We start from the raw sequence: 21,365 nt of genomic DNA, 5'->3' as shown, positions 1-21,365 counted from the left end.
CCCGGGAGACTATGCGTTTCTGCATGCCACGATGCATTTTCTCACCGCTCCGTTTTCCGGCTTTCATAAAGGACTGACATTTCAAGTTCAGAAGATCGGGAAATCTTTTTATCAAAAAAGCCCATCCCTGAACTTCGTTCAAGGACAGGCTGTCATATACCTGCGGTACCACCTTGTTTGGTGCCAAGCACCCACTCTTTACAGAATGCAGTTACATTCCTGGTCTCGTAACGCTGACCCTGCGTCTCGGCTACTAAAGATTCCTCTTGATCCGTTCCTCTTTTTCACCTTGCCCTCTGAGGCCCACTTACCACAACACTCTGTCCGGATCCCACCGCCCCGGACTCTCTGGGAGACTGTTCTTTCTGGTACAACTTCCTCTTCAACGGTTTAAAGCAATAATAGCAATGTCATACGGATTTGTCAAGACTTTTTTATCGGAAACTGGCTGCTGATATCCCAACTATCTTCTCCCATGCTCTTCACAACAACTCCAATACTCTCTCATAAACCGGAGCATTCTCTTTCACTACGATCATCAGCTTCTCCTTCGCACCGTTTAGCCTGTAAAACAGTGTGCGCACCGTATGATCCTGCGATCGCAGATACCTGTTTTCATCGTAATAATACTTCTCATCCAACAGCACCGCCAACCGGTCCATCGTTTTCCCGTTGTCTTCCTGTCGCGAAAGGATCTGAAACCCGTGTTCCCCTGCATCCAACATCAGATTTTCCGCTTCCCGCTCATCATTTGCATACAGCACTGTGACATTCGGGAAATGCCGGGTGGTCTTCCGGTCCGGAAGGTGCATCAGATTCTGGATAAACGAGGAAAGCTCCACATTTGTCCGGATCCTGTTTGTCAGTCGGAAAAGCTGGATCCCCGGAAGTTTTTCCAGCTCATTCTTCGCACTCCGATCCGCCTCTTCCGGGGAGAGCTGGTCCTCGCAGTCACTGGAAAAGATAACCGGACGTGTTCCTGCTGCCCGTATGATCCGCTTCAGGGGCTCCTCACTCAGCAGATGCGCCTCATCAACAAAAACAGCACCATAATCCTCAAAACCGGTCTCCTCCGTGATCTCCCGGTCCGACATCCAGAGAATTCGCCTGAGTCTCTCATGAAGCTTCTTCCACTCCTCTCCCGATGTCCCGCAGTGGATCATGCAGACCTTCTGACGCCCGGAAAGTTTCATCGCGATATCGTAGAGAAGCAGCGTCTTTCCCGTCCCAGGAAGTCCGGAAAATGAGTAATATCCGCTTCGCTCCGCGCGGACTTTCTTTAAGATCTGCCGCTCAATATCCTTCTGTTGGGCCGTCAGGAAATATTCCTTCTGCAAAAACCGCTCCGGCTGTGTCAGCGGGGAGATCAGATACCATTCTGCCCGGAAGCAGTCTTCGAGATCTCCCGGCTCATCCTTACCCGGCTCCTTCAACTCTTCACATAGCCGGTCCCAGTCCGCATCCACAAGGTTATCATGATTCGTCAGACGGACCAGACGGTCCTCACTGCTGATATAGGTATAGGACCGGATCGGTCTCCCCAGCACCGATAAGTAATAACGGTTCTGGATCAGCTGCCTGCGGATCGCGTCCCCGGAGACAGCGCCGCTCTTCAGCTCGATGTTCACGATCTGTTTTTCCTTCACCTGGAGCAGGTCAAACTCTTTTCCGAGACGCGGGATCTGGAAAGAATAAAAGAAGCGGAGCCGGTACACCTCCGGCATATGTTCTTCCAGGTGATCCACAAATGCCCGCATACTGTTCAGTTCCCATGTCCGGATCTTTAAAGGTTTTTCCCTGCCCGACAGCTGATGCTCCAGCCTGGAAAGACAGGCGATATTCTGTTTTCTAGTCAGTGCGTAGATGGATATTGATTTCATGGATACACTCCTGAATATAAAATGCGTCGTAAGTGCGCAGACCTACTGAACAGTTACAATGCGCCAATGTGAGCACATCGGTCATCACATCAATATTCTAACATCATGAAACAAAAATTTCATCCTGTCAATTGTTTTATTGATATGGCAGTGACCGTGCACTGTAATGGGAGCTTGAATGTTGACACTGGATCAGCAAACCGTTATTATATAAGTACAATTTAAACAAAATCTTATTTTTGTCAGTACATTATCGCATAAAACCAAGATAAGCAGAATTTTTAGGAGGCCATATGAATAAAGCGGAAAAATCCCAAATAATTGTTCCTGTTATTTGTTTTGTGTGCGTTTTTTTGTCTGCAGTTCTGATATGGAGTTATTATAGCAAGCCCGCTGATGAGGACGGAACCTTAAGCGTTACAATAAAGTATCCAGAATATGAAACTGCCGTTATAACACCGGTTTCTACGATGGAATGTGCCATAGATAACAAGTTCTTACATGAACTTCAACAAATTTCAGAAAGTTCCGATGGAAATACAAATGAACATATTTATAATTATCAATATGACACACTGCCTGATAAAATTTATATAAAGGCACCAGATATTTATGTATTTGAACAAGGCAGATCAAACTCATCCATGACACCATGCAGCGTTGGAAGTGTGGCTTACTATGCTGATGAACCTTGGTTCTCTATCACTTCAGTCACTGTAGATAAATTATATACCGGAGTTTTTGATATAACAATTTCGATCGAGTCATTTAAGGATATCGTTCCAGTAATGGCAACCTTAAAAATAGGAGATATTGTTTTGAATGAAGAAGGAAGTGCACCAGAAAAGGAAATGGCGTTTGAAAACGATAATTATATTTCAGAAACCTTTCAATTTCGGTATAATCGGGGTGCATTAAACGATATCTCTGATTTAGTTAATGAAGCAGCCTTCTGTACTGAAGATGTTTTCCGCAGAATAAGCGGAGCCCAAATAACAGCAGAATGCAATATCCCATCTGTTAAAGTTGTTATTGAGGATTCAGGATTATCTTCCAGCTTGTGATGATGAGCTATGAGAGCATTTCAGATGCATGAGAGCAGAAAAACCGGCGAAGATTTATTCATCGCCGGTTTTCTCAATATCAATCTGTCATTTTTCTTCTGATCCTGCAGATCCAGAAAATTTTCCGGATCACTTACGCCTCGTCGATCGCCCGTCCAATATCATGTCTCATATACTTATTCTCAAAGGAAACCCACTCCGTCGCCTCATAGGCTTTCTTTCTGGCTTCCTTCAGGTCTTTTCCGGTTGCGGTCACACCGAGGACACGGCCGCCGTTTGTGACGATCTGGCCTTTGTCGTTGAATTTTGTTCCGGAGTGGAAGACATAATAGTCGTCTTTTCCCTTGAACTTCTCAAGTCCTTCGATCGGGAATCCCTTTTTGTACTCGACCGGGTAGCCGTCGGATGCAAGGATAACGCAGACCGTCGCACGATCATTGTCGAACTTTAAGTCTACCTTATCGAGCGTTCCGTCGATGCACGCCTCAAAGACGTCCACGATATCGTTCTCCAGTCTCGGAAGAACAACCTGCGCCTCCGGATCGCCGAATCTCGCGTTATACTCCAAGACCTTCGGTCCCTCCGGTGTCAGCATCAGTCCGAAGAAGATCACGCCCTTGAACGGTCTTCCCTCTGCCTTCATCGCATCAACGGTCGGCTGGTAGATGTACTTTTTGCAGAATTCATCGACTTCCTCCGTGTAGAACGGGCTCGGGGAGAAGTTTCCCATACCGCCTGTATTTAAGCCCTGGTCGCCGTCCTTTGCACGCTTGTGGTCCTGGGCGGAACTCATGATCTTCACGATATTTCCATCCACAAAGGACAGAACGGAAACCTCACGGCCGGTCATAAACTCCTCGATGACGATCTCATCCCCTGCGGAGCCGAATTTCTTATCCATCATGAGCGTCTTCACGCCCTCTTTTGCCTCTTCCAATGTCTGGCAGATCAGAACGCCCTTTCCGAGCGCAAGACCGTCCGCTTTTAAGACGATCGGCATCTTCGCCGTCTCAAGATACTCCAGCGCCTTCTCCGGGTCTGTGAATGTCTCATAAGCGGCTGTCGGGATATGATATTTCTTCATGAGGTCCTTGGAGAATGCCTTTGAGCCCTCAAGGATCGCCGCATTCTTTCTCGGTCCGAATACGCGGAGTCCCTCTTTCTCGAAGACATCCACAATCCCACCGACGAGCGGATCATCCATTCCGATCACGGTCAGGTCGATCTCTTTCTCTTTTGCAAATGCAACTAATTTATCAAATTCCATGGCTCCGATCGGCACGCACTCCGCCACCTCGGAGATTCCGGCATTGCCCGGCGCACAGTAGATCTTGTCGACTTTTTTGCTCTGGGCGACCTTCCATGCGATCGCATGCTCTCTTCCGCCGCTTCCAACGATTAAAACCTTCATCTATTCTTCCTCCTGTAAACTTCCCTATGACATAAGCCGACTGTCCTGGCAACATGTAAAAATACATATCAGCCAGGACAGATACGATCAGATCTCGTGGTTCGCGATCATGTCGATCGCCTTCGGAAGGATCTTCCACTCCGCCTGCTCCATGACACGGCGCTGAAGAACCTCCGGCGTATCGCCTTTTTCCACTTCAACCGCTTTCTGCAGGATGATCGGACCGGAATCCATTCCCTCATCCACAAAATGCACCGTCGCACCGGTGATCTTTACGCCTCTCGCAAGCGCAGCCTCGTGGACCTTCAGTCCGTAAAAGCCGACACCGCAGAAGGACGGGATCAGGGACGGATGGATATTGATGATCTTATTTCTGTATTTTTCGATCATAGCCGCCGGGATCTTTACCAGGTATCCGGCCAGCACGATCAGATCCAGATGGTAGGAATCGATCTTCGCGACAAGCGCCTCATTAAATTCCTCTCTGGACGCAAACTCCTTCGGGGACAGGCATTCTGCCGGGATCCCGTGCTTTTTCGCGCGTTCTAAGGCAAATGCACCCGCATTGTTGCTGATCACGACCTCCACCTTCGCATTGCGGATCGTACCCGCATCGATCGCATCGAGGATCGCCTGAAGATTTGTTCCTCCTCCGGAAACGAGAACGCCGACTCTTAACATAAGGTCACTCCCTTTTCTCCTGCCTCGATGGAACCAATGATATACGGGGTATCTCCCGCTGCCTTCATGGCTGCCATCGCCGCACGGACATCCTCCTCAGCGACTGCAACGACCATACCGATTCCCATGTTGAACGTGTTGTACATGATCTTCTCATCGATCTCACCCTTCTGCTGCATCATCGGGAAGATCGGCGGGATCAGATAGCTGTCCTTGTGGATCACCGCACGGACGCCATCCTTTAACATACGCGGAACATTCTCATAGAAACCGCCGCCTGTGATATGGCTGCACGCCTTGATCGTAACACCTGCATTCTTTACGTTCTTTAAAGCCTTTACATAGATCCTTGTCGGAGCAAGAAGCGTCTCGCCGAGAGTCTTTCCAAGCTCATCATAATAGGTATTTAAGCCCTCTTTTGTCATCTCTTTCTCAAAAACCTTGCGTACAAGAGAAAAACCGTTGGAATGAACACCCGTGGAAGCCATTCCGATCAGGACATCACCCGGCTGGAGATTCTCACCTGTGATCATCTCCTTCTTATCGCAGACGCCAACCGCAAAACCGGCAAGATCATACTCATCCTCAGCCATCAGACCCGGATGCTCCGCAGTCTCACCGCCGATCAGAGCAGCTTCGGACTGGAGACAGCCGTCCGCAACACCCTTGACGATATCCGCGATCTTCTCCGGATAGTTCTTGCCGCATGCAATATAGTCCAGGAAGAATAACGGCTCGCCGCCCGCACATGCGATATCATTCACACACATCGCAACTGCATCGATACCGATCGTGTCGTGCTTGTCCATGATCATCGCAAGCTTTACCTTCGTTCCGCATCCGTCCGTACCGGAAAGAAGAACCGGCTCCTCCATATCCTTGATCTTTGCAAGAGAAAAAGCACCGGAAAATCCTCCAAGACCACCTAAAACTTCCTCACGCATCGTCTTCTTCACATGCTCTTTCATCAGCTCCACAGACTTGTAACCAGCCTCAATATCAACTCCGGCTTTCTTGTAATCCATATGTATTCCCGGCTATCGCAGACATCCAGAAGATGTATGATAGCTTTTCCTTTCCTTAATTTTTCTATATCAGATGATATCGTGTGCAAAATTTTTTGCCCCCTGATACCGTATTGTTCCACACTTCGTGCTCCTGCAATTTCCTAAAACAGCCATACTCTGCTCATTTTCCTGCGCAAAACGGCTGCTTATTCATGGTTTGGGATGGTGGTATCATCCGATCACTTCTTCATGGAAGCAAGATACTCCTTATATCCGATCTTGTCGAGCTTCTCCGCCTTGCTCTCCACTTCCGTCTTCATCTTCTCAGAATAAGCCTTTAACTTTTCAAGGAGATCCGCATCCGAAGCCGCAAGGATCTTTGCAGCAAGAATACCAGCATTCTTTCCGCCGTTGATCGCTACCGTTGCAACCGGGATCCCGGACGGCATCTGCACGATCGAATAGAGGGAATCCACCCCGCCAAGGTCAGAAGTCTTCATCGGGATTCCGATAACCGGAAGCGGGAAGATCGCTGCACACATTCCCGGAAGATGAGCCGCCTTACCTGCACCGGCAATGATCACCTTCATGCCCCTGCTCTCAGCACTCTTCGCATACTCAAAGAAAGTGTCAGGCTCCCTGTGTGCGGAAATGATCGTCATCTCAAAATCAATCCCAAACTGTTCCAGTACCTCGGCAGCCTGCGCCATAACCGGCATATCAGAGTCACTGCCCATTACAATTCCAACTTTTGCCATTGTCTTTTCTCCTTATGAGTGTAACAAATATTGATAAGTTCCACTAATATATAGCATTTGAATAACAATAATTCCTTATCAATCATAATACAAGGTTTTTCCATGCACGTCAAGTGGGAATCGTAGATTTTGCCACATCCCCGCACGAGCGTCCCTCCAATCTTATTCCTGCCACTCCTCAGCGATGCGCCCCACGCGAGCATACATCTGCCGCATCTCTCAGCGATGCGCCCCGCGCGAGCGCAATCTCTGCCACATCCCAGCGGTGAGCTTCCGGGCTGGAGTGCCTTGATCCGGGGATCTGGCTTTCTCTTAGCCCGCGGGTGACTGCGTTGAAAACAAGACGACACTTGTCTGAGCGCAGCGAGTTGTGTCGTCTTGTTTTCGCCCTTAGCAGTCACCTGCAGGCTTAGAGGAACCATCCCCGCATCCCTGTGCACTCCAGCCCGGAAGCTCACCGCGTACCCTCGCCAATACACAAAAAAGGTGCCCCCGAACATGCAGCCCACCTGCACCTCCAAAGGCACCCATTTCAACTTAAAAAGCGATCTTACTCCTCCCCCAGCGGCCTGTTCAACTCCTCCAGCCCCGCCAGCACAAATCTCCCATCAAGGATCAGATCCACCTTCGTCCCATCCTCACGCACAGCCGAAATCCTCTCCAGCTCCTTATATGGGATCGTAATATCCGTATGCACTCCGAAATACGCCTTCGAGACATCTTCCTTCCGCAAGATCGAAACCTCATTGTCCCGCGCGATCATCTCTTTCCCATCCGGATTATACATCGGACTGTCCTCCGACCAGCTGTAACAAGTATCACCGACCGCAAAATGCGGCCCCATCTTCTCCACGATCAGGATCGGCAGCCGGTCCAGGATCCCGAACTTCTCCGCCATCGCATACGCCGTCGTGTTCGTTCCGATCGCAAACTCGCCGAGCGGCAGGATCTCATGTCCATTCATGATCCCCTGCACGATCAGGCGGTGTCCCGCCTCTTTATCGATCTCTCCATTTTCCGCAAAGTTGTCGCAGACTGCAGAAACCACACGTCCGTCTTTGAACTCCATCAGAAGATTCCGGTACTGGATATCTCCGATATAGACCGTTCCCACATTTAAGATTCCGTTCGTCCCCGCAAGCTTCGGTGAAGTGAACACCTCACCGAGGGGAATATTCACATCGGCCACGCAGTTCTCAAACTTCGTCTGCTTTTCCGGATCAGAAAGGGCCGCCAGACGTACCTGCATGTTCGTCCGGTTCTCACCTTTTCCGATCACTTCCACATACTCTGCTGTATCGAGCACATCGATGATCTTCTGCTGCATATCGCGGTAAAGCTCGTAGTCCAGAGTGTTGATCCGGATCGTCTCTTTAAATATTTCCGGGAAGTGTTCCCCGATCGCCGGAACCGGGAACGCGATGATCGTGAAGCTCGTCTCATCTCCCGGAATATATTCGTTCACCACCGGCATGGATAGATTCCGGTATTCCAGATAAAGGTTCTGCTGTTTCTCCGTAAACGCCCATGCCTCCGATTTGTTCACCGGTTCAAAGCCCGGCTCACCGAAGGTTTCGATGACCGCCGGTCCCGCGTAGGCTGCCGCTTCCTCCTTATACTGCTCATAGGCAGTCTTTAAAACACCGATCTTCCGGTCACGGAACGCCTTGTCCATGTAGACCGCGCTGTCATACCGGTGATCATAGTCATACTGTCTGTTCGGGGAAGACGATGTATAGCCGCCGCGCCCCGCCGGATTCCGGTTGATGCTGCCGACCGCACCTCGCGGGAAGATCACGGAAAGACCTGCTGCCTCGAAATTCTTCACTGCCTGGCGAACCATACGCTCCATTCCGACCGGATACCGGATTGCCGCCGTTTTCTTCTTTGCGAGATCACGTCCCATGACCTCAAACCCGCGGATATATCCGTCCGTATAGGTATCCGCCATCTTCCTGATTTCTTCCTCCGGCAGGCTGTTTAAGAACGCCGCTATCTTTTCCTCCTCCGGGGAGATATACTCGCCGAAGCGGTACAGGTAAGAAAGATCCGAGAGATCACTCTCCATGATGATCTTCTTCGCAAAATCAAGCGTCGGATCGACACCTTCCCGCACACGGTAAGTCAATGTCACATCACAGTAATCACTCGCACTCCAGTAGAGGACGTCCTTGATCTCCTTCGCCGCCGGAAGCGCCTCGCCCTCAAACAGGTTGTAGATCTCGATCAGCGCCTCGTTTCCGATCACAAGGTCCAGAACACGCCCCTCAAATGCATAGACGATGTCCGCACGGATCTCCGCATAGAGATAAGAAAGAAGCTTTCCATACTCCTCTCCGAGCGTCTGCACAGCATAAGCCGGATTCGCATAACTTGTCTCATAAGCTCCCGGGAGAACGTCCGCATAGAGCTTCTGATTTAAGGCTCTCCCCTCTTCCAGAGTCATCTTGTCAAGACTTCCGTCTTCTTTTGCCTTCAGGACTTCGCCGCACTGAATGATGAGCTCCGTCACCTTTTTATAATAATCCCGGTAAACTTCCGGTACTGTCTCTTCCGTCAGAAAATCCCGGATCCGCGCCATGGAAAGGTCATAGCGCTCTCTGATCAGATCTTGTTCCATATCTCATGCCTCCATTTCATTACAGCGCAAATACGATCATCAGTGCCCACACGAGCAGCAGGATCCCCGCCGCCGCAAGACAGATCTTCGCCAGAATGTAATTTTTCTCCTTCTCCATCATCGCGAAGATCCCGTAGACCACCGATGATACCGCAGTGATAATACTGCAAAAACCCAGAGCTGCTGCCGCAAGCGGCGCATTCCCCTGGGTGTGATAGGAAAAACCGATGGCCGCGGCGTAAAAAAGAAGCGCCGCCGCCACAAGTCCCGCCGCCACAAAACTGTTTTTTGCCAGCGGCTTTTTTATATACGATACTTTATTTCCGATTCGTTCCACTGTATCTCTCCCACACGCCTTTCGCAAGGGCAAAAATAATATACCCGACAAAACCGCCGATGGTATTTAAGAGCAGATCATCCACATCGAAACTTCCAACCTTGCCGACGAGCTGCATCGTTTCCACGGTGAGACTCATGGCAAAGCTTAAGATCACGGTGATATACCAGTGTCTCGTCCGCTCCCAGATGACCGGCAAAAAAAAGCCAAACGGCATAAACGCCAGCACGTTGCCGAAAATATTTAAAAATACCGCGCGCCAGCCAAGAATGTCCCTGTATAAAATAAAACGCCGAATCTCTTTAAAAAGGGTCAGGTTGTAGGAATATTCGGCCCTCGCATCGGGGCTGCGCCCCATCTCTTCGGCGAAAAACAGGAAATATGTCAGCAGAACCAGATACAGGACGAAAAAGACCGCCCCAAGAATCCGATGTCTGTGTTTTTTCATCTTCAAACTTCTCCATTTTTATTTTCTCCCGTTCCCGGGCGGGTGCTTTCCCGCATTCTTTTCGCATTTCTTGCAGAACCGGACCTTACGGGAGAAAAGCAGGAAAGGAGATGCCGCCATTTCAGCCGCATCTCCCGCTGCATCATCTTTCCCTGAAATCAATTTTTTAGAAAGTAATATCTGATTTTCTCTTAAGAAGCAGTGCGCCGTTCACGATCGCGATGATCCCGGCAGCAAGTCCGACAGATGCAACGATGATTCCGACCGCGATGCTCGCTGCGCCTGTGTTTCTCATGGTCTTATAAATCTTTTCCATAGAACCGCTCCTTTATTATTTTACACCATACTGCTCATAGTATGCGTCGATCGCTGCTTTTAATGTATCGTCGATGATCACTTTTCCCTTGTACTCCTTATTGTAAAGGTGCTCAACGACTTCCTTCATGGTTACGATCGCTGTTGTGCGGAAACCGTATTTCTCCTGGATCTCTGTGAGTGCGGATTTCTCGCCTTTTCCTCTCTCGCAGCGGTCAACAGAGACAACAAGACCGAGAACATCGACATCGCCCTGTGCCTTGATGATCGGAAGAGTCTCCTCGATGGAAGTACCTGCTGTTGTTACATCCTCGATGATCACAACCTTGTCACCGTCAGCGATCGGGCTGCCGAGAAGGATTCCCTTGTCGCCGTGATCTTTTACTTCTTTTCTGTTGGAGCAGTATTTGATGTCTGCGCCGAAGTGCTCGTTGATCGCCATGCTGGTCGCAACAGTCAGCGGGATTCCCTTGTAAGCCGGTCCGAAGAGAACATCGAAGTCTGTTCCAAATGTGTCATTGATCGCTTTCGCATAGTACTCGCCGAGCTTGCGAAGCTGAGCGCCTGTGCGATAGAATCCTGTGTTTACGAAGAACGGGGTCTTTCTTCCGCTCTTTGTCACGAAGTCTCCAAATTTTAATACACCGCAATCAACCATGAATTCGATAAATTCCTGCTTGTACTTTTCCATTTTTCATCCATTCCTTTCAAGATAATATACTGTTTCGCAGATTTCTGATATCGTTATCTGCCGGCTTTTTGTCAGATGGCGTCCCTGCCGTGCAGGAATGCGATCCTTATGTTCAGTGTACGGCGCCGATCAGCTCGTGGATGTCCTCCACGCCGTACTTCTTCATATATGCCTCAATTCCCTCGATCACCTGGATCGTTGTATCCGGGTTGATGAAGTTCGCGGTTCCGACGGACACGGCTGTCGCGCCCGCGAGGATGAACTCCAGCGCGTCCTCAGCTGTCATGATGCCGCCCATTCCGATTACCGGGATCTTTACTGCGTTCGCAACCTGATATACCATGCGGACAGCGACCGGTTTGATCGCCGGACCGGACATACCGCCGGTCTTGTTTGCCAGCGCGAAGGTCCGCTTATTGATGTCGATCTTCATACCCGTGATCGTATTGATCAGGGATACCACGTCCGCTCCGCCTGCCTCAACGGCTCTCGCCATCTCCGCGATGTCGGTCACGTTCGGGGAAAGTTTCATGATCACCGGCTGCTTTGCAACCTTTTTGACTGCCTTTGTGATCTGCTCCGCGCATTTCGGATCCTGACCGAACGCGATCCCGCCTTCCTTTACATTCGGGCAGGAGATGTTGATCTCGAGCATGTCCACGTCGGCGTCCGCAAGGCGCTCCACAACGTCCACATAGTCGCTCTCGGACTTTCCGCAGACATTGACGATGATCTTTGTATCATGCTGTCTTAAGAACGGAACGTCGCGCTTCATGAAAACATCAACGCCCGGTCCCTGAAGACCGATCGCATTTAACATTCCGCCGTAAACTTCCGTCACACGCGGAGTCGGATTTCCCGGCCACGGAACATTTGCGATTCCCTTTGTCACAACAGCTCCGAGACGGTCAAGGTCGATCATCTCGCCGTATTCCATACCGGAACCAAAGGTACCGGAACAGGTCATCACTGGGTTCTTTAACTCCACACCGGCCAGTGTTACTTTTGTATTCATGCCTGTTCCTCCTTTTTGATCATGATGCCGGAGGCGATGCGCTCGCGCTGCTCGTCCGGAGTCAGGAGCTCTACCTCTTCGGCGCGGAAGACCGGACCGTCCTTGCAGATCCTCTTGTTTCTCACGTTGCTGTGCTCATCGATGTCTTTGCTGTGGCATACGCAGCCAAGACAGGCACCGATCCCGCACGCCATCTTCTCTTCCAGGGAAATGTAACACTCGATCCCGTTCTCCATCGCATAGGCTTTCAGTGCCTTTAACATCGGAGTCGGTCCGCATGCGTAGATGATATCCGCGGTGAGCTTCTCCGCGCGGATCGCATCGATGACATTTCCTTTTGTTCCGACGCTTCCATCCTCCGTTGCGATCACAACATCAGCATATTTGCGAAGCTCGTCCGCAAGGAAGGTCTCCTGATCTCTGTAACCGATGACTGCTGTCTTTTCGCAGTCCAGGTTCTTCGCGAGTTCCAGCATCGGCGGGATTCCGATCCCTCCGCCGATCAGGAATGCCTTTTTCTTCTTTAAAGGGAATCCATTTCCCAACGGCCCCATAATATCCAGGGTATCGCCTGCCTTGCATTCGGAAAACTCCTTTGTGCCGGCTCCCGCGATGCGGTAAACGATCCGAAGTCTTCCATTCTCCTTGTCCGCCTCACAGATACTGATCGGACGCGGAAGAAGTTTTGACGGGTCATTTGTGTAAACAGCGATAAACTGTCCCGGAACAGCCACTTCTGCCATCTCCGGTGCGTCAAGCCACATGCTGTAGATCCCCTCCGCCAGCTTCTCCTGGCTGTGGATCACAGCGTTTACTTTTTTCTGTGCCATGGTTCCCTCCTTATTACAACACATCAGCCACGGACGAATGGCCATGGCTGATGATTATTTTTTCAATGTGGATCATTCCGCAGTTGTACAGCTTTTCTGGTTACAATACTTTTCTGAACAATTGCGTTTTTTCATTTATAATACAGAATTGATATCTGCGATCATGTCGATAACGGCCTGTCTGGATGCCTCTGCAAAGTGCTCCGGACCGAATTTCGCATATTTCTCCTGCTTATAAGCTGCGATGATACCACGGGAGGAGTTTACGACAGCTCCGAGTCCATCTTCGTTAAAGCAGTGCATTAAGTCTTTCGCAGTACCGCCCTGTGCACCGTAACCCGGTACCAGGAAATAAGTCTTCGGCATGAGCTTTCTTAAGATCTTGCTCATCTCCGGATAAGTAGCGCCGACAACCGCACCGACGTTGCTGTAATCGCCGTCCATGCTCGCTTCGCCCCACTCAACGACCTTCTCAGCGACTAACTCATAGAGAGGTCTTCCGTCTACAAGACGGTCCTGGAACTCACCGCTGGACGGGTTGGAGGTTTTAACGAGAACAAAAAGTCCTCTGTCTTCATCGTTGCAGACATTGACGAACGGTTTGATGCCGTCTGTTCCGAGGTACGGATTTACGGTAATGAAGTCTGTATTGAAGCCACGGCATACGTTGCTTCCGACTTTTACGCTTCCGATATGTCCAACTGCATACGCGGAGGAAGTGGATCCGATATCGCCTCTCTTGACATCGCCGATCACAAGGAGTCCCTTGTTCTGGCAATACTCGATCGTGCGGGCATATATTTTAAGACCCTCAATGCCAAACTGCTCATACATTGCAATCTGCGGTTTCACTGAGGGAATCAAATCATAAGTGTTATCGATAATTTCTTTATTAAACTGCCATACAGCCTCGGCAGCGCCTTCCATGGTCTCGCCGAAGTCCTTGAATGCTCTCTGTACAATATGGTTCGGGATATAACCTAACATAGGGTCAAGACCGACGCAGATCGGTGCCTTTGTCTTCTGAATCTTCTGTATGAGCTGACTGATCATAGTTTCCTCCTCCGATGTAGTTACGTTTCTAAAACACCTTATTCTTACCAATTTTAGCATAAGAGTTTTTCTGTTTCAAGTAAAAATATAGGTTCTGAAAAAATTTCCGCATTTTGCAAAGATTTTTCAAATATTGTGACAGAAGTCTTTTTCTGCATCGTTATGATGTTCAATTCATCTGCTAAACAAAATGGAATGTGCCTCGGCACATTCTCGCGCCGAGCGCGGTCGCCTGCGACAACCTTCATCTTCGCGCGAGTGCGCATCTTAGGCACCTGGTACCCACGCCAGCTGCCGTTCTCTGTTTTTATACTTTTATCAACTGTGGAACATGATCGTACAGACGTATTCCCCGTTCTTGTAATCTTTCTTCGCGAACTGGTCTTCCACCTGGGTCTCCATGTTCATCCAGAGCTCCTCGGCGGCCAGCATGATGTGGGAGAGCATGATGCCGATGTTGAATTCCTTAAAGGCGCGCTTTTCTTTTCCGGAAAAAGGGAGTGTTTTTTTCGCAAAGATATAGATCCGGTCCGAATAGACGACAAAGCGCCATGGCTGGGAATTGAATGAGGACGGAGCGAGTCTCGCGGCACGCAGGATCGCCTTCACCTGCTCCCCCGGTTCGTCCTTGAACGCGCAGAGCGCCGCAAGGGAAGCGCGGTGAGCCAGGGAAGAATCGCGGGACGGGCGTCCCGCAGCCCGTCCGAACGCGATCACGAGGAAACGTTTCAGACCGTCTTTTTTCTCCTCTCCGGCCTTCGTCGCCCCGAGATAACAGGTTCCGAGTTCCTTTGATGTGAGGTAAAGGACTGCCTGCTCAGCCGCATATCCGGCATTCCGCACGGACAGCTGGTCATTCCCGCAATAGACGGCAAGATAGTACGGCGCCTCGACCTTCCAGAGACCATGGATCTTCTGCTTTCCGTCTGAATTGTCTATGATCTCAAATTTTACCGTTTTCTCCTCATCGAGGAGCGCGATATTTTTCAGATACCGCTCCAGCGCCTCCAGCCGTCCCGGTGCAAGTTTCTCCATCTCATACTCGCGGACCGAACATCTGTTAAAAATCGCCTCATAAATACTCATAACCGCTCGCCTCTTCCCCTCATGCCGGATGATCGATCGCCAGATCCGGCAAAACTGTCAATTTCTTTTTTCCATCCACTCCGGTCCGCTCCTCACCAATTCAGTCCGGAAGACGTTCTGACAAGATCCGCCCCGCAGCTGATCACACGGAATTTTCAGTTCAGAAAATTTCCGTTCATGAAAAGGAACCTTCCAACTCTTTGATGAGTCCTTCAAACACCTTCATCGCCTCATTGACGACATCCGGCTTTTCCATGTCAAGCCCGACTAACTTTAAAAGCTCCACCGGCGTCTTTGAGCATCCGCCCTTTAAGAACCGGAAATAACCTTCTTTTGTCTTTTCGTCCCCAGAAAGGATCCGCCTTGCGATCGCCATCGCCGCGGAAAATCCTGTCGCGTACTGGTAGACATAAAACTGCATGTAGAAGTGTGGGATCCGCTCCCACTCATGATCAATGTCCTCATCGATCACAGTCTCTTCTCCATAATACTCCGAATTCAGCTCATGGTAAAGACTGCAGAGCAAATCTTTTGTGAGAGGAGTCCCGCTCCAGGAAAGCCGGTAAGTCTCTGCCTCAAATTCCGCGAACATCGCCTGGCGGAACAGCGTTGTGCGGAAACGCTCAGCGAGCTGGTTGATGAGGTAAAACTTCTCCTTCCTGTCCTTCGTCTCATTGATCATATAGTTTAAGATCAGGATCTCATTGCAGGTCGATGCAACCTCCGCCACAAAGATCTTATATCCGGCATACGTGTAGGTCTGGTTGGCATTGGAGTACCAGGAGTGGATCGAATGTCCCATCTCATGTGCCAGGGTGAGGACGGAATCCAGCGTTCCGTCAAAGCTCATCAGCACGTACGGATGCACGCCGTAAACGCAGTTCGAGTAGGCTCCGCTCCGCTTTCCCTCATTTTCATAGACATCGATCCAGCGGTTCCCGAAACCATTCTTTAAGAGGTTTAAATATTCCTCTCCGAGAGGTTTTAATGCCTTCAGGATCAGTTCCTGTGCCTCTTTGTAGGAGTACGTTTTCTCATACTCATCCGTGAGCGGCACGTAGAGATCATACATGTGTAGCTCCGGAAGGTCCAGGCATTTTTTCCGGAATCCCATATACCGGTGCAGCAGCGGGAGCGCATCATGGACTGATTCCAGGAGGTTATCGTAAACACGCTCCGGGATCTCGTTTTCCGCAAGGTACATGGCTCTTGCCGACGGATACTGACGCATTCTCGCATAGAAATTTCCCTGCTTGACATTTCCCTCGTAGGTTGCCGCGATCGTGTTCGCAAACTGGTGGTATCCTTTGTAGAGGGAATGGAAAGCCGCCTCTCTGACACTCCGCTTTTTGCTCTCGATAAGTTTCCCGTATCTCGCGTGGGTCACCTCAACGAGTTCCCCGTTCTCGTCCTCAACCGGGTCAAATTTCAAATCTGCATTATTAAATAAGGAGAATACCGATGACGGAGTGTGCGCGATCTCGGAAGCAGACGCTAAGATTGCTTCCTCCTTCTCTGAAAGCATATGCGGTTTTTTCGCGAGCAGACGTTCGATCTGGAGTTTATACGCCTTTAACTCATCCGTTTCCAGGAATCCGTTCATCGTCTCATCCGGGATCTCCAGGATCTCCGGCTGGGCGAAGGACGAAGCAGCCATTGCTTTTACCGCAAGAGACTGGACTCTGGACACCAGTGCCTGATTCTCGCTGACAGAGGTATCCTGATCGCGTTTCTGCATCGCATACGCATAGAGGAGAGAGATCGTCTCATCCATCGATTCATCAAATTCCAGGTAACTTTTAAGCAGATCTGCCGAACTTCCGAGTTTTCCCCGGTATGTCTCATACCCCGGGATCCGCTCTTCCACTCCGTCCGCAAGTTCTTCAAACTTCTCCGGCGATGCGATCATGTCCTCCAGTTTCCAGGTATCCTGTTCTCTGATCTCTGAACGTTTCTTTACTCTCTCAGCCATGGTTTTCTCTCCTTTTGCACTTTTTATTTTAGAGCAATCCTGACATGATCGGCACTGCAACGACCGTCATAAGACCTGCTACTGCGATCGACAGGCTGCTCATCGCACCTTCTACCTCACCGAGCTCCAGCGCCTTTGCGGTTCCGATCGCATGCGCGGAAGTTCCGAGTGCCAGTCCTTTCGCGATCGGTTCCTTGATGCCGACAAGCTTAAACCAGCCATCTGCAACGATATTACCGAGGATTCCCGTCAGGATGATGCTGACGATCGTCATCGTCACGATCCCGCCGGCTTCCTCCGATACTCCCATTCCGATCGCTGTCGTGATGGACTTCGGAAGCAGGGAAACATAGTGGACATGTTCCAGACGGAAGATCATGGACATCACATAGACGCTGACGACACTTCCGATGACTCCGGCTGTGATCGCTGCTGCGACTGCTGTCAGGTTCTTCTTTAATAATTCTAACTGCTTATACAGTGGAATTGCAAGACAAACCGTTGACGGTGTCAAAAAATAACTGATATAGGATGCACCTGTGTTGTAATCGGTATAGCTGATCCCGGTCGCTTTTAAGAATGCGATCACAAGGATGATCGCGACGAGCAGCGGGTTTAACACTGGCCATCCGAATTTTTTCTTTAACTTCATACCGATCAGGTATGCGAACAGACTGATAAATACTCCAAAGTACAATGACATTTCTATTTCTCCCTCTTTTTCTGTCTCTTGATGATCCACTCTGCCGTCTTGCCGGTGATGGTCATGACGATGAAAGTGGTCACAAAGGTGATGATGAGCATCGGGATCATAATGGCTTTTAACTCTTCGATCTTATCGATGATCCCGACAGCGGCCGGAATAAACATGACCGGCATCAGATCCAGAAGCAAGTTTCCCGTCACTTCCACATCGGAAAGGGAGATCACTTTCGTGCATAAACCGCCGAGAAGAATGAACAGTCCATACACTCCGGCGGGAACCGGCAGCGGAATGAACATATTCAAGAGTTCCCCCACCATCGTGATCCCGAAAATGATCACAATTTCTTTCACGTACTTCATTTTTGTTTTCCTCCTGTTGTCAGATTCTGTCTCTGTTTTCTGCGATGTTCGCAGGCTTGCGGAGAGACAGTATAAAATGGTCCAACCATTTTTGAGACTAGGAACCATTTTATCACCCCGTTTGCATGGCGGCAATAGAAAAAAACACGGAAAATTCCTTGAATTGAAGTATTTTTCTGTATATACTTATCTTCATCTGAACACGATGGCGGCAGTGATTCTATGGTGCGGAATTTGTCTCTCTTCCGCATTTCACTTCTGCATTTTTATCCCCGGCAGATAAAACTCCCGCCGGATCCACATACTTTGTTCCTGAAAGGGAATGTTTTTCACCGATTTTTCCACTTAGTTACAGCATTCTGGTGATATGTCAAGAGTTTTTAAAAAAGATTTTGATATATTTTTCAGGAAAAAGGGTAACTTTAATAGACCTTCGGCGGAAAATCCAAAGGCGAACATCAGTTCTTGTTGATATTTGATTGAGTGTCCAGCTTTTCGCCGGTGTACAGTTGGTTTTTGACCAGCAATCCAAAAACAAGCCGTACAAGTTTACGAGATGTAAGCGCGAGTGCTCTTTTGTGCTGATGCTTGGTAACTTCAGCATATTTTTTTGCATAATACTCAGTGTATTCTGGCACATGCTTCCTGACGCTGTTAGCCGCTTCTCCCAGATAATAGCGCAGATACGGATTCCCGACTTTTGAGACTTGATTGTCCTCGGAAATAAAATCGCCGGAATCGTTTTTCAGCCAGTACAAACCGGCATACTTTGCAAGTGCATCGGATGAGTGGAACGCAGTTATGTCGCCTATTTCGGACAGCATGCCGGAGGCCCATACCGGTCCGATACCGGGAATGGACTTCAGGATAAGAAACGCATTCGGGTTCATCCCATTGATGCACTTTTCAATTGCCTGCTCTATCAGTTTTATTTCTTTTTGATAGGCCTGGATGCAGTTAAATGAGCTTGCAAGTGAAATATTCAGTGGTTCATACATGCATTGATCCAAACGGTACGAGTCCCTTGCGGCTTTCCGCAAAAGCTCGGATGTCCTGGATATGTCAGAAATACGGTTCCTGCTTTTTTCAGCGAGGAACGAAAGGAGTTCTTCCTCTGAGAGGTCGATGATCTCCTGGGGGGACAGGAACTCCGTCAGTATGGCAGAAGATGTTGCGCCGTAAATATTGCTGAACGGCTTGTTATCACCCTCAAGAAGCTGCAGTTCGCTGAACTTCAGATACAGGTTTGAAACCATGTAGGTCTTTTCCCTGGTAATGCATTCTGACAGGTGCATGCGATGCCTGGTAAGACGCTTCAGGGCGATAAACTGGCCGCCGCGCCAAGGCTCAAGCTTTTTCGTCCTGCCGACCCTTGCGAAGTCAGCAATGAGAAAAGCATCGATAGGATCCGTCTTTTCCATTCCGATATAGGATTTACGGTAATTGGATGTAGCCTTGGGGTTGACACAGAAAACATAGGGCTTGTACGGCATAAGCGTCTCACATGTAGAAAGAAAATTTGCGATATGGACGCTGTAAACAGAGGTAGACTCTAAAGCAACGATGATTGTATCAAGGTTTTTATGTTTCTGCATGCATTTAGCGATCATATCGGCAAGTTCATCAGCGCCGGGCTGATTGTTGCCAAATGAGGATGAGATGTACTTGTTTTCTTCAAAATCCATGGCATAGACCGCATTGGATTTTGAGCTTACATCAATACCTACAAACAAGGTGGACATATAGTTGATCTTTAACAAGATATCACATCCTTTCCGATCTGGATTTGTGGAGCCTGAAGTAAAAGGTTTATCCTGTGCTGCATATGGTGACCGAAGCCTCGCGCAATGAGCATGCACCCGGCCAGCCTTTCTTGCTGGAGCTACGGCGGGGGACGAAAATTCTGTGTTAGCGGAATGTGCCATATGTGCCAGGCTGAATGCTAAAAAAGCAGTCACGGCCAAAGCCGGCTGAAAGGAGGAAAAGCAGTGCCTTCGGACATCAGACTCTGCCTGATATCATAACACAGGATGAATCATATAAAAAGTAACTGTTGACCGTATGGATGGGATTCAGGATGAGGGGAGTTCCTCTTGGATGTCCTTACCATCTATACCCATAAAAAGAATAAGTTCATAAGCGATATTTCTTGCCTACGAACTTATTATACGAGGAGGTTTATGATGAAATCATACTGCGTCTCTTCTTTAGATTCTTTCCGGAAAGACCAGATCCAAACCATGGTAAATACATGCACAGCTCACGATCACACCTCGCTCTCTTTCCCTTTTGAGGATGCATCCCTGTTTCTTTTTTCTGAATACGACGGGCGCATCGTCTCCGCCATCGCTTTTGTTCCGGTGGACGACCTTCTGTTTGAGTGCTCCGCCTTTACAGATCCGGAATTCCGCGGTCAGGGACTCTTCTCTGCGCTTCTGGATCAGGGGATCCAGGAACTTCCAGAGGATTCCGAACTGCTCTTCTATGTGGATCAGAAAGACCGGAACACTGCCGCTGTCCTTGAGGCGATCGGAGCGGAACAGGACTCTGAGGAACATATGATGGAGCTGCTGCCGGAGGATTTTTCTACTGCTGTCCGGCGAACTGACCATGCGGAATCTGCGGCTGCACCATCCGGCTTTCTCACCGATGTTCAGCTCGAAACTCTGGATATCGACGGGACCCTGACACTCTGTTTTCGATCCGGACATGCCATCGTAAATTTTTCTGTCTTCCCGTCCCACTACTATCTCTACGGTTTTGAAGTGGAAAGATCGCAGCGTGGAAAAGGATACGGAACCTCATTTTTACAGACTGTCCTTGTAGGACTGTTTTCAGACACCGAAAATCTCCTGACGGATCTTTACACCGGTCGGACTGTTTCCGACACCCCGGTCGCGGTTTCATCCCGCACCGGTGCTTCTGGTGATCATAAACGTCCGGTCCTCCTTCAGGTTGCCGGAAATAACACTCCGGCTCTTGCCCTGTACAAAAAAACAGGGTTCCGGATCACCGAAACCCTGTGCTGCTATCTCTATTAAGGACGCATTCGACAAACAGCTTTTTCCTCAGCTTTCTTTTGTCGTCTGCCCGCTCTTCTCTTTTTTGCATCTGCTGCCGGCTGTTCTTTTC

At 49.4% G+C, this 21,365-nt stretch carries 20 protein-coding genes; 2 read left to right on the top strand and 18 right to left on the bottom strand.

The window, feature by feature from the left end; genetic code table 11:
- Positions 1 to 482: 482 nt before the first annotated feature.
- Positions 483 to 1,880 (bottom strand): P-loop NTPase family protein, encoded by a 1,398-nt coding sequence (locus ACI3EW_RS05325; protein WP_405580306.1) that lies wholly within the window; start codon positions 1,878 to 1,880, stop codon positions 483 to 485.
- Positions 1,881 to 2,173: 293 nt separating this feature from the next.
- Between ACI3EW_RS05325 and ACI3EW_RS05320 the strand changes: the two genes are divergently transcribed.
- On the top strand, positions 2,174 to 2,944 hold the full coding sequence (locus tag ACI3EW_RS05320) for a hypothetical protein (RefSeq protein ID WP_405580303.1): 771 nt from the start codon (positions 2,174 to 2,176) through the stop codon (positions 2,942 to 2,944).
- Between the two features lie 133 nt (positions 2,945 to 3,077).
- Here ACI3EW_RS05320 and purD read toward each other — a convergent pair whose 3' ends face one another.
- From purD to ACI3EW_RS05235, 17 genes are all read right to left on the bottom strand, one after another.
- Positions 3,078 to 4,355, bottom strand: coding sequence for a phosphoribosylamine--glycine ligase (gene purD, locus ACI3EW_RS05315; protein WP_118529490.1), 1,278 nt, complete (start codon positions 4,353 to 4,355; stop codon positions 3,078 to 3,080).
- An 87-nt stretch (positions 4,356 to 4,442) separates the two neighbouring features.
- Positions 4,443 to 5,036, bottom strand: coding sequence for a phosphoribosylglycinamide formyltransferase (gene purN / locus ACI3EW_RS05310; RefSeq protein WP_118298512.1), 594 nt, complete (start codon positions 5,034 to 5,036; stop codon positions 4,443 to 4,445).
- Complete coding sequence (gene purM, locus ACI3EW_RS05305) at positions 5,030 to 6,061, bottom strand: phosphoribosylformylglycinamidine cyclo-ligase (protein WP_118298513.1); 1,032 nt, start codon at positions 6,059 to 6,061, stop codon at positions 5,030 to 5,032. The genes purN and purM overlap by 7 nt, the downstream gene beginning before the upstream one ends.
- A 221-nt stretch (positions 6,062 to 6,282) precedes the next feature.
- Complete coding sequence (gene purE, locus ACI3EW_RS05300) at positions 6,283 to 6,801, bottom strand: 5-(carboxyamino)imidazole ribonucleotide mutase (protein WP_118298514.1); 519 nt, start codon at positions 6,799 to 6,801, stop codon at positions 6,283 to 6,285.
- Between the two features lie 550 nt (positions 6,802 to 7,351).
- A complete protein-coding gene (locus ACI3EW_RS05295; RefSeq protein ID WP_118529488.1) occupies positions 7,352 to 9,421 on the bottom strand; it encodes an aminopeptidase in 2,070 nt (689 codons plus the stop codon).
- 19 nt (positions 9,422 to 9,440) lie between these two features.
- Positions 9,441 to 9,758, bottom strand: coding sequence for a calcium:proton exchanger (locus ACI3EW_RS05290; RefSeq protein WP_118529487.1), 318 nt, complete (start codon positions 9,756 to 9,758; stop codon positions 9,441 to 9,443).
- Positions 9,739 to 10,206 (bottom strand): VanZ family protein, encoded by a 468-nt coding sequence (locus tag ACI3EW_RS05285; RefSeq protein WP_118298517.1) that lies wholly within the window; start codon positions 10,204 to 10,206, stop codon positions 9,739 to 9,741. The genes ACI3EW_RS05290 and ACI3EW_RS05285 overlap by 20 nt, the downstream gene beginning before the upstream one ends.
- Before the next feature lie 166 nt (positions 10,207 to 10,372).
- Positions 10,373 to 10,522 (bottom strand): hypothetical protein, encoded by a 150-nt coding sequence (locus ACI3EW_RS05280; RefSeq protein WP_182426546.1) that lies wholly within the window; start codon positions 10,520 to 10,522, stop codon positions 10,373 to 10,375.
- A 15-nt stretch (positions 10,523 to 10,537) separates the two neighbouring features.
- On the bottom strand, positions 10,538 to 11,212 hold the full coding sequence (pyrE, locus tag ACI3EW_RS05275) for an orotate phosphoribosyltransferase (RefSeq protein WP_118298518.1): 675 nt from the start codon (positions 11,210 to 11,212) through the stop codon (positions 10,538 to 10,540).
- Positions 11,213 to 11,324: 112 nt separating this feature from the next.
- Positions 11,325 to 12,227: a dihydroorotate dehydrogenase gene (locus ACI3EW_RS05270; RefSeq protein WP_118298519.1), complete on the bottom strand. Its 903-nt coding sequence runs from the start codon at positions 12,225 to 12,227 to the stop codon at positions 11,325 to 11,327.
- Positions 12,224 to 13,057: a dihydroorotate dehydrogenase electron transfer subunit gene (locus ACI3EW_RS05265; protein WP_118529486.1), complete on the bottom strand. Its 834-nt coding sequence runs from the start codon at positions 13,055 to 13,057 to the stop codon at positions 12,224 to 12,226. Before ACI3EW_RS05265 ends, ACI3EW_RS05270 begins: the two co-directional genes overlap by 4 nt.
- Before the next feature lie 135 nt (positions 13,058 to 13,192).
- Positions 13,193 to 14,110 (bottom strand): orotidine-5'-phosphate decarboxylase, encoded by a 918-nt coding sequence (gene pyrF, locus ACI3EW_RS05260; RefSeq protein WP_118298521.1) that lies wholly within the window; start codon positions 14,108 to 14,110, stop codon positions 13,193 to 13,195.
- A 318-nt stretch (positions 14,111 to 14,428) separates the two neighbouring features.
- On the bottom strand, positions 14,429 to 15,196 hold the full coding sequence (locus tag ACI3EW_RS05255; protein ID WP_118321566.1) for a nitroreductase family protein: 768 nt from the start codon (positions 15,194 to 15,196) through the stop codon (positions 14,429 to 14,431).
- Positions 15,197 to 15,371: 175 nt separating this feature from the next.
- Positions 15,372 to 17,168 carry an oligoendopeptidase F gene (gene pepF / locus ACI3EW_RS05250; RefSeq protein ID WP_405580291.1) on the bottom strand — a complete coding sequence of 599 codons (1,797 nt, stop codon included), beginning with the start codon at positions 17,166 to 17,168 and terminating at the stop codon, positions 15,372 to 15,374.
- Positions 17,169 to 17,196: 28 nt separating this feature from the next.
- The gene (locus ACI3EW_RS05245) at positions 17,197 to 17,871 is read right to left on the bottom strand and encodes an LrgB family protein (protein ID WP_118298524.1); all 675 of its coding nucleotides are present in this window, start codon (positions 17,869 to 17,871) and stop codon (positions 17,197 to 17,199) included.
- Between the two features lie 2 nt (positions 17,872 to 17,873).
- Entirely contained in the window at positions 17,874 to 18,233 is a 360-nt protein-coding gene (locus ACI3EW_RS05240) for a CidA/LrgA family protein (RefSeq protein WP_118529483.1), read from the bottom strand.
- 458 nt (positions 18,234 to 18,691) lie between these two features.
- Entirely contained in the window at positions 18,692 to 19,993 is a 1,302-nt protein-coding gene (locus ACI3EW_RS05235; protein ID WP_227117340.1) for an IS110 family RNA-guided transposase, read from the bottom strand.
- Between the two features lie 420 nt (positions 19,994 to 20,413).
- Between ACI3EW_RS05235 and ACI3EW_RS05230 the strand changes: the two genes are divergently transcribed.
- Positions 20,414 to 21,274: a GNAT family N-acetyltransferase gene (locus ACI3EW_RS05230; RefSeq protein WP_215703143.1), complete on the top strand. Its 861-nt coding sequence runs from the start codon at positions 20,414 to 20,416 to the stop codon at positions 21,272 to 21,274.
- Positions 21,275 to 21,365: the final 91 nt, after the last annotated feature.

It is taken from the genome of Pilosibacter rotomagensis (assembly GCF_045062245.2).
Lineage (GTDB): Bacteria > Bacillota > Clostridia > Lachnospirales > Lachnospiraceae > Pilosibacter.
The sequence above is the reverse complement of the archived record's forward strand: the minus strand, read 5'-3'. Positions and strand labels throughout refer to the sequence as shown.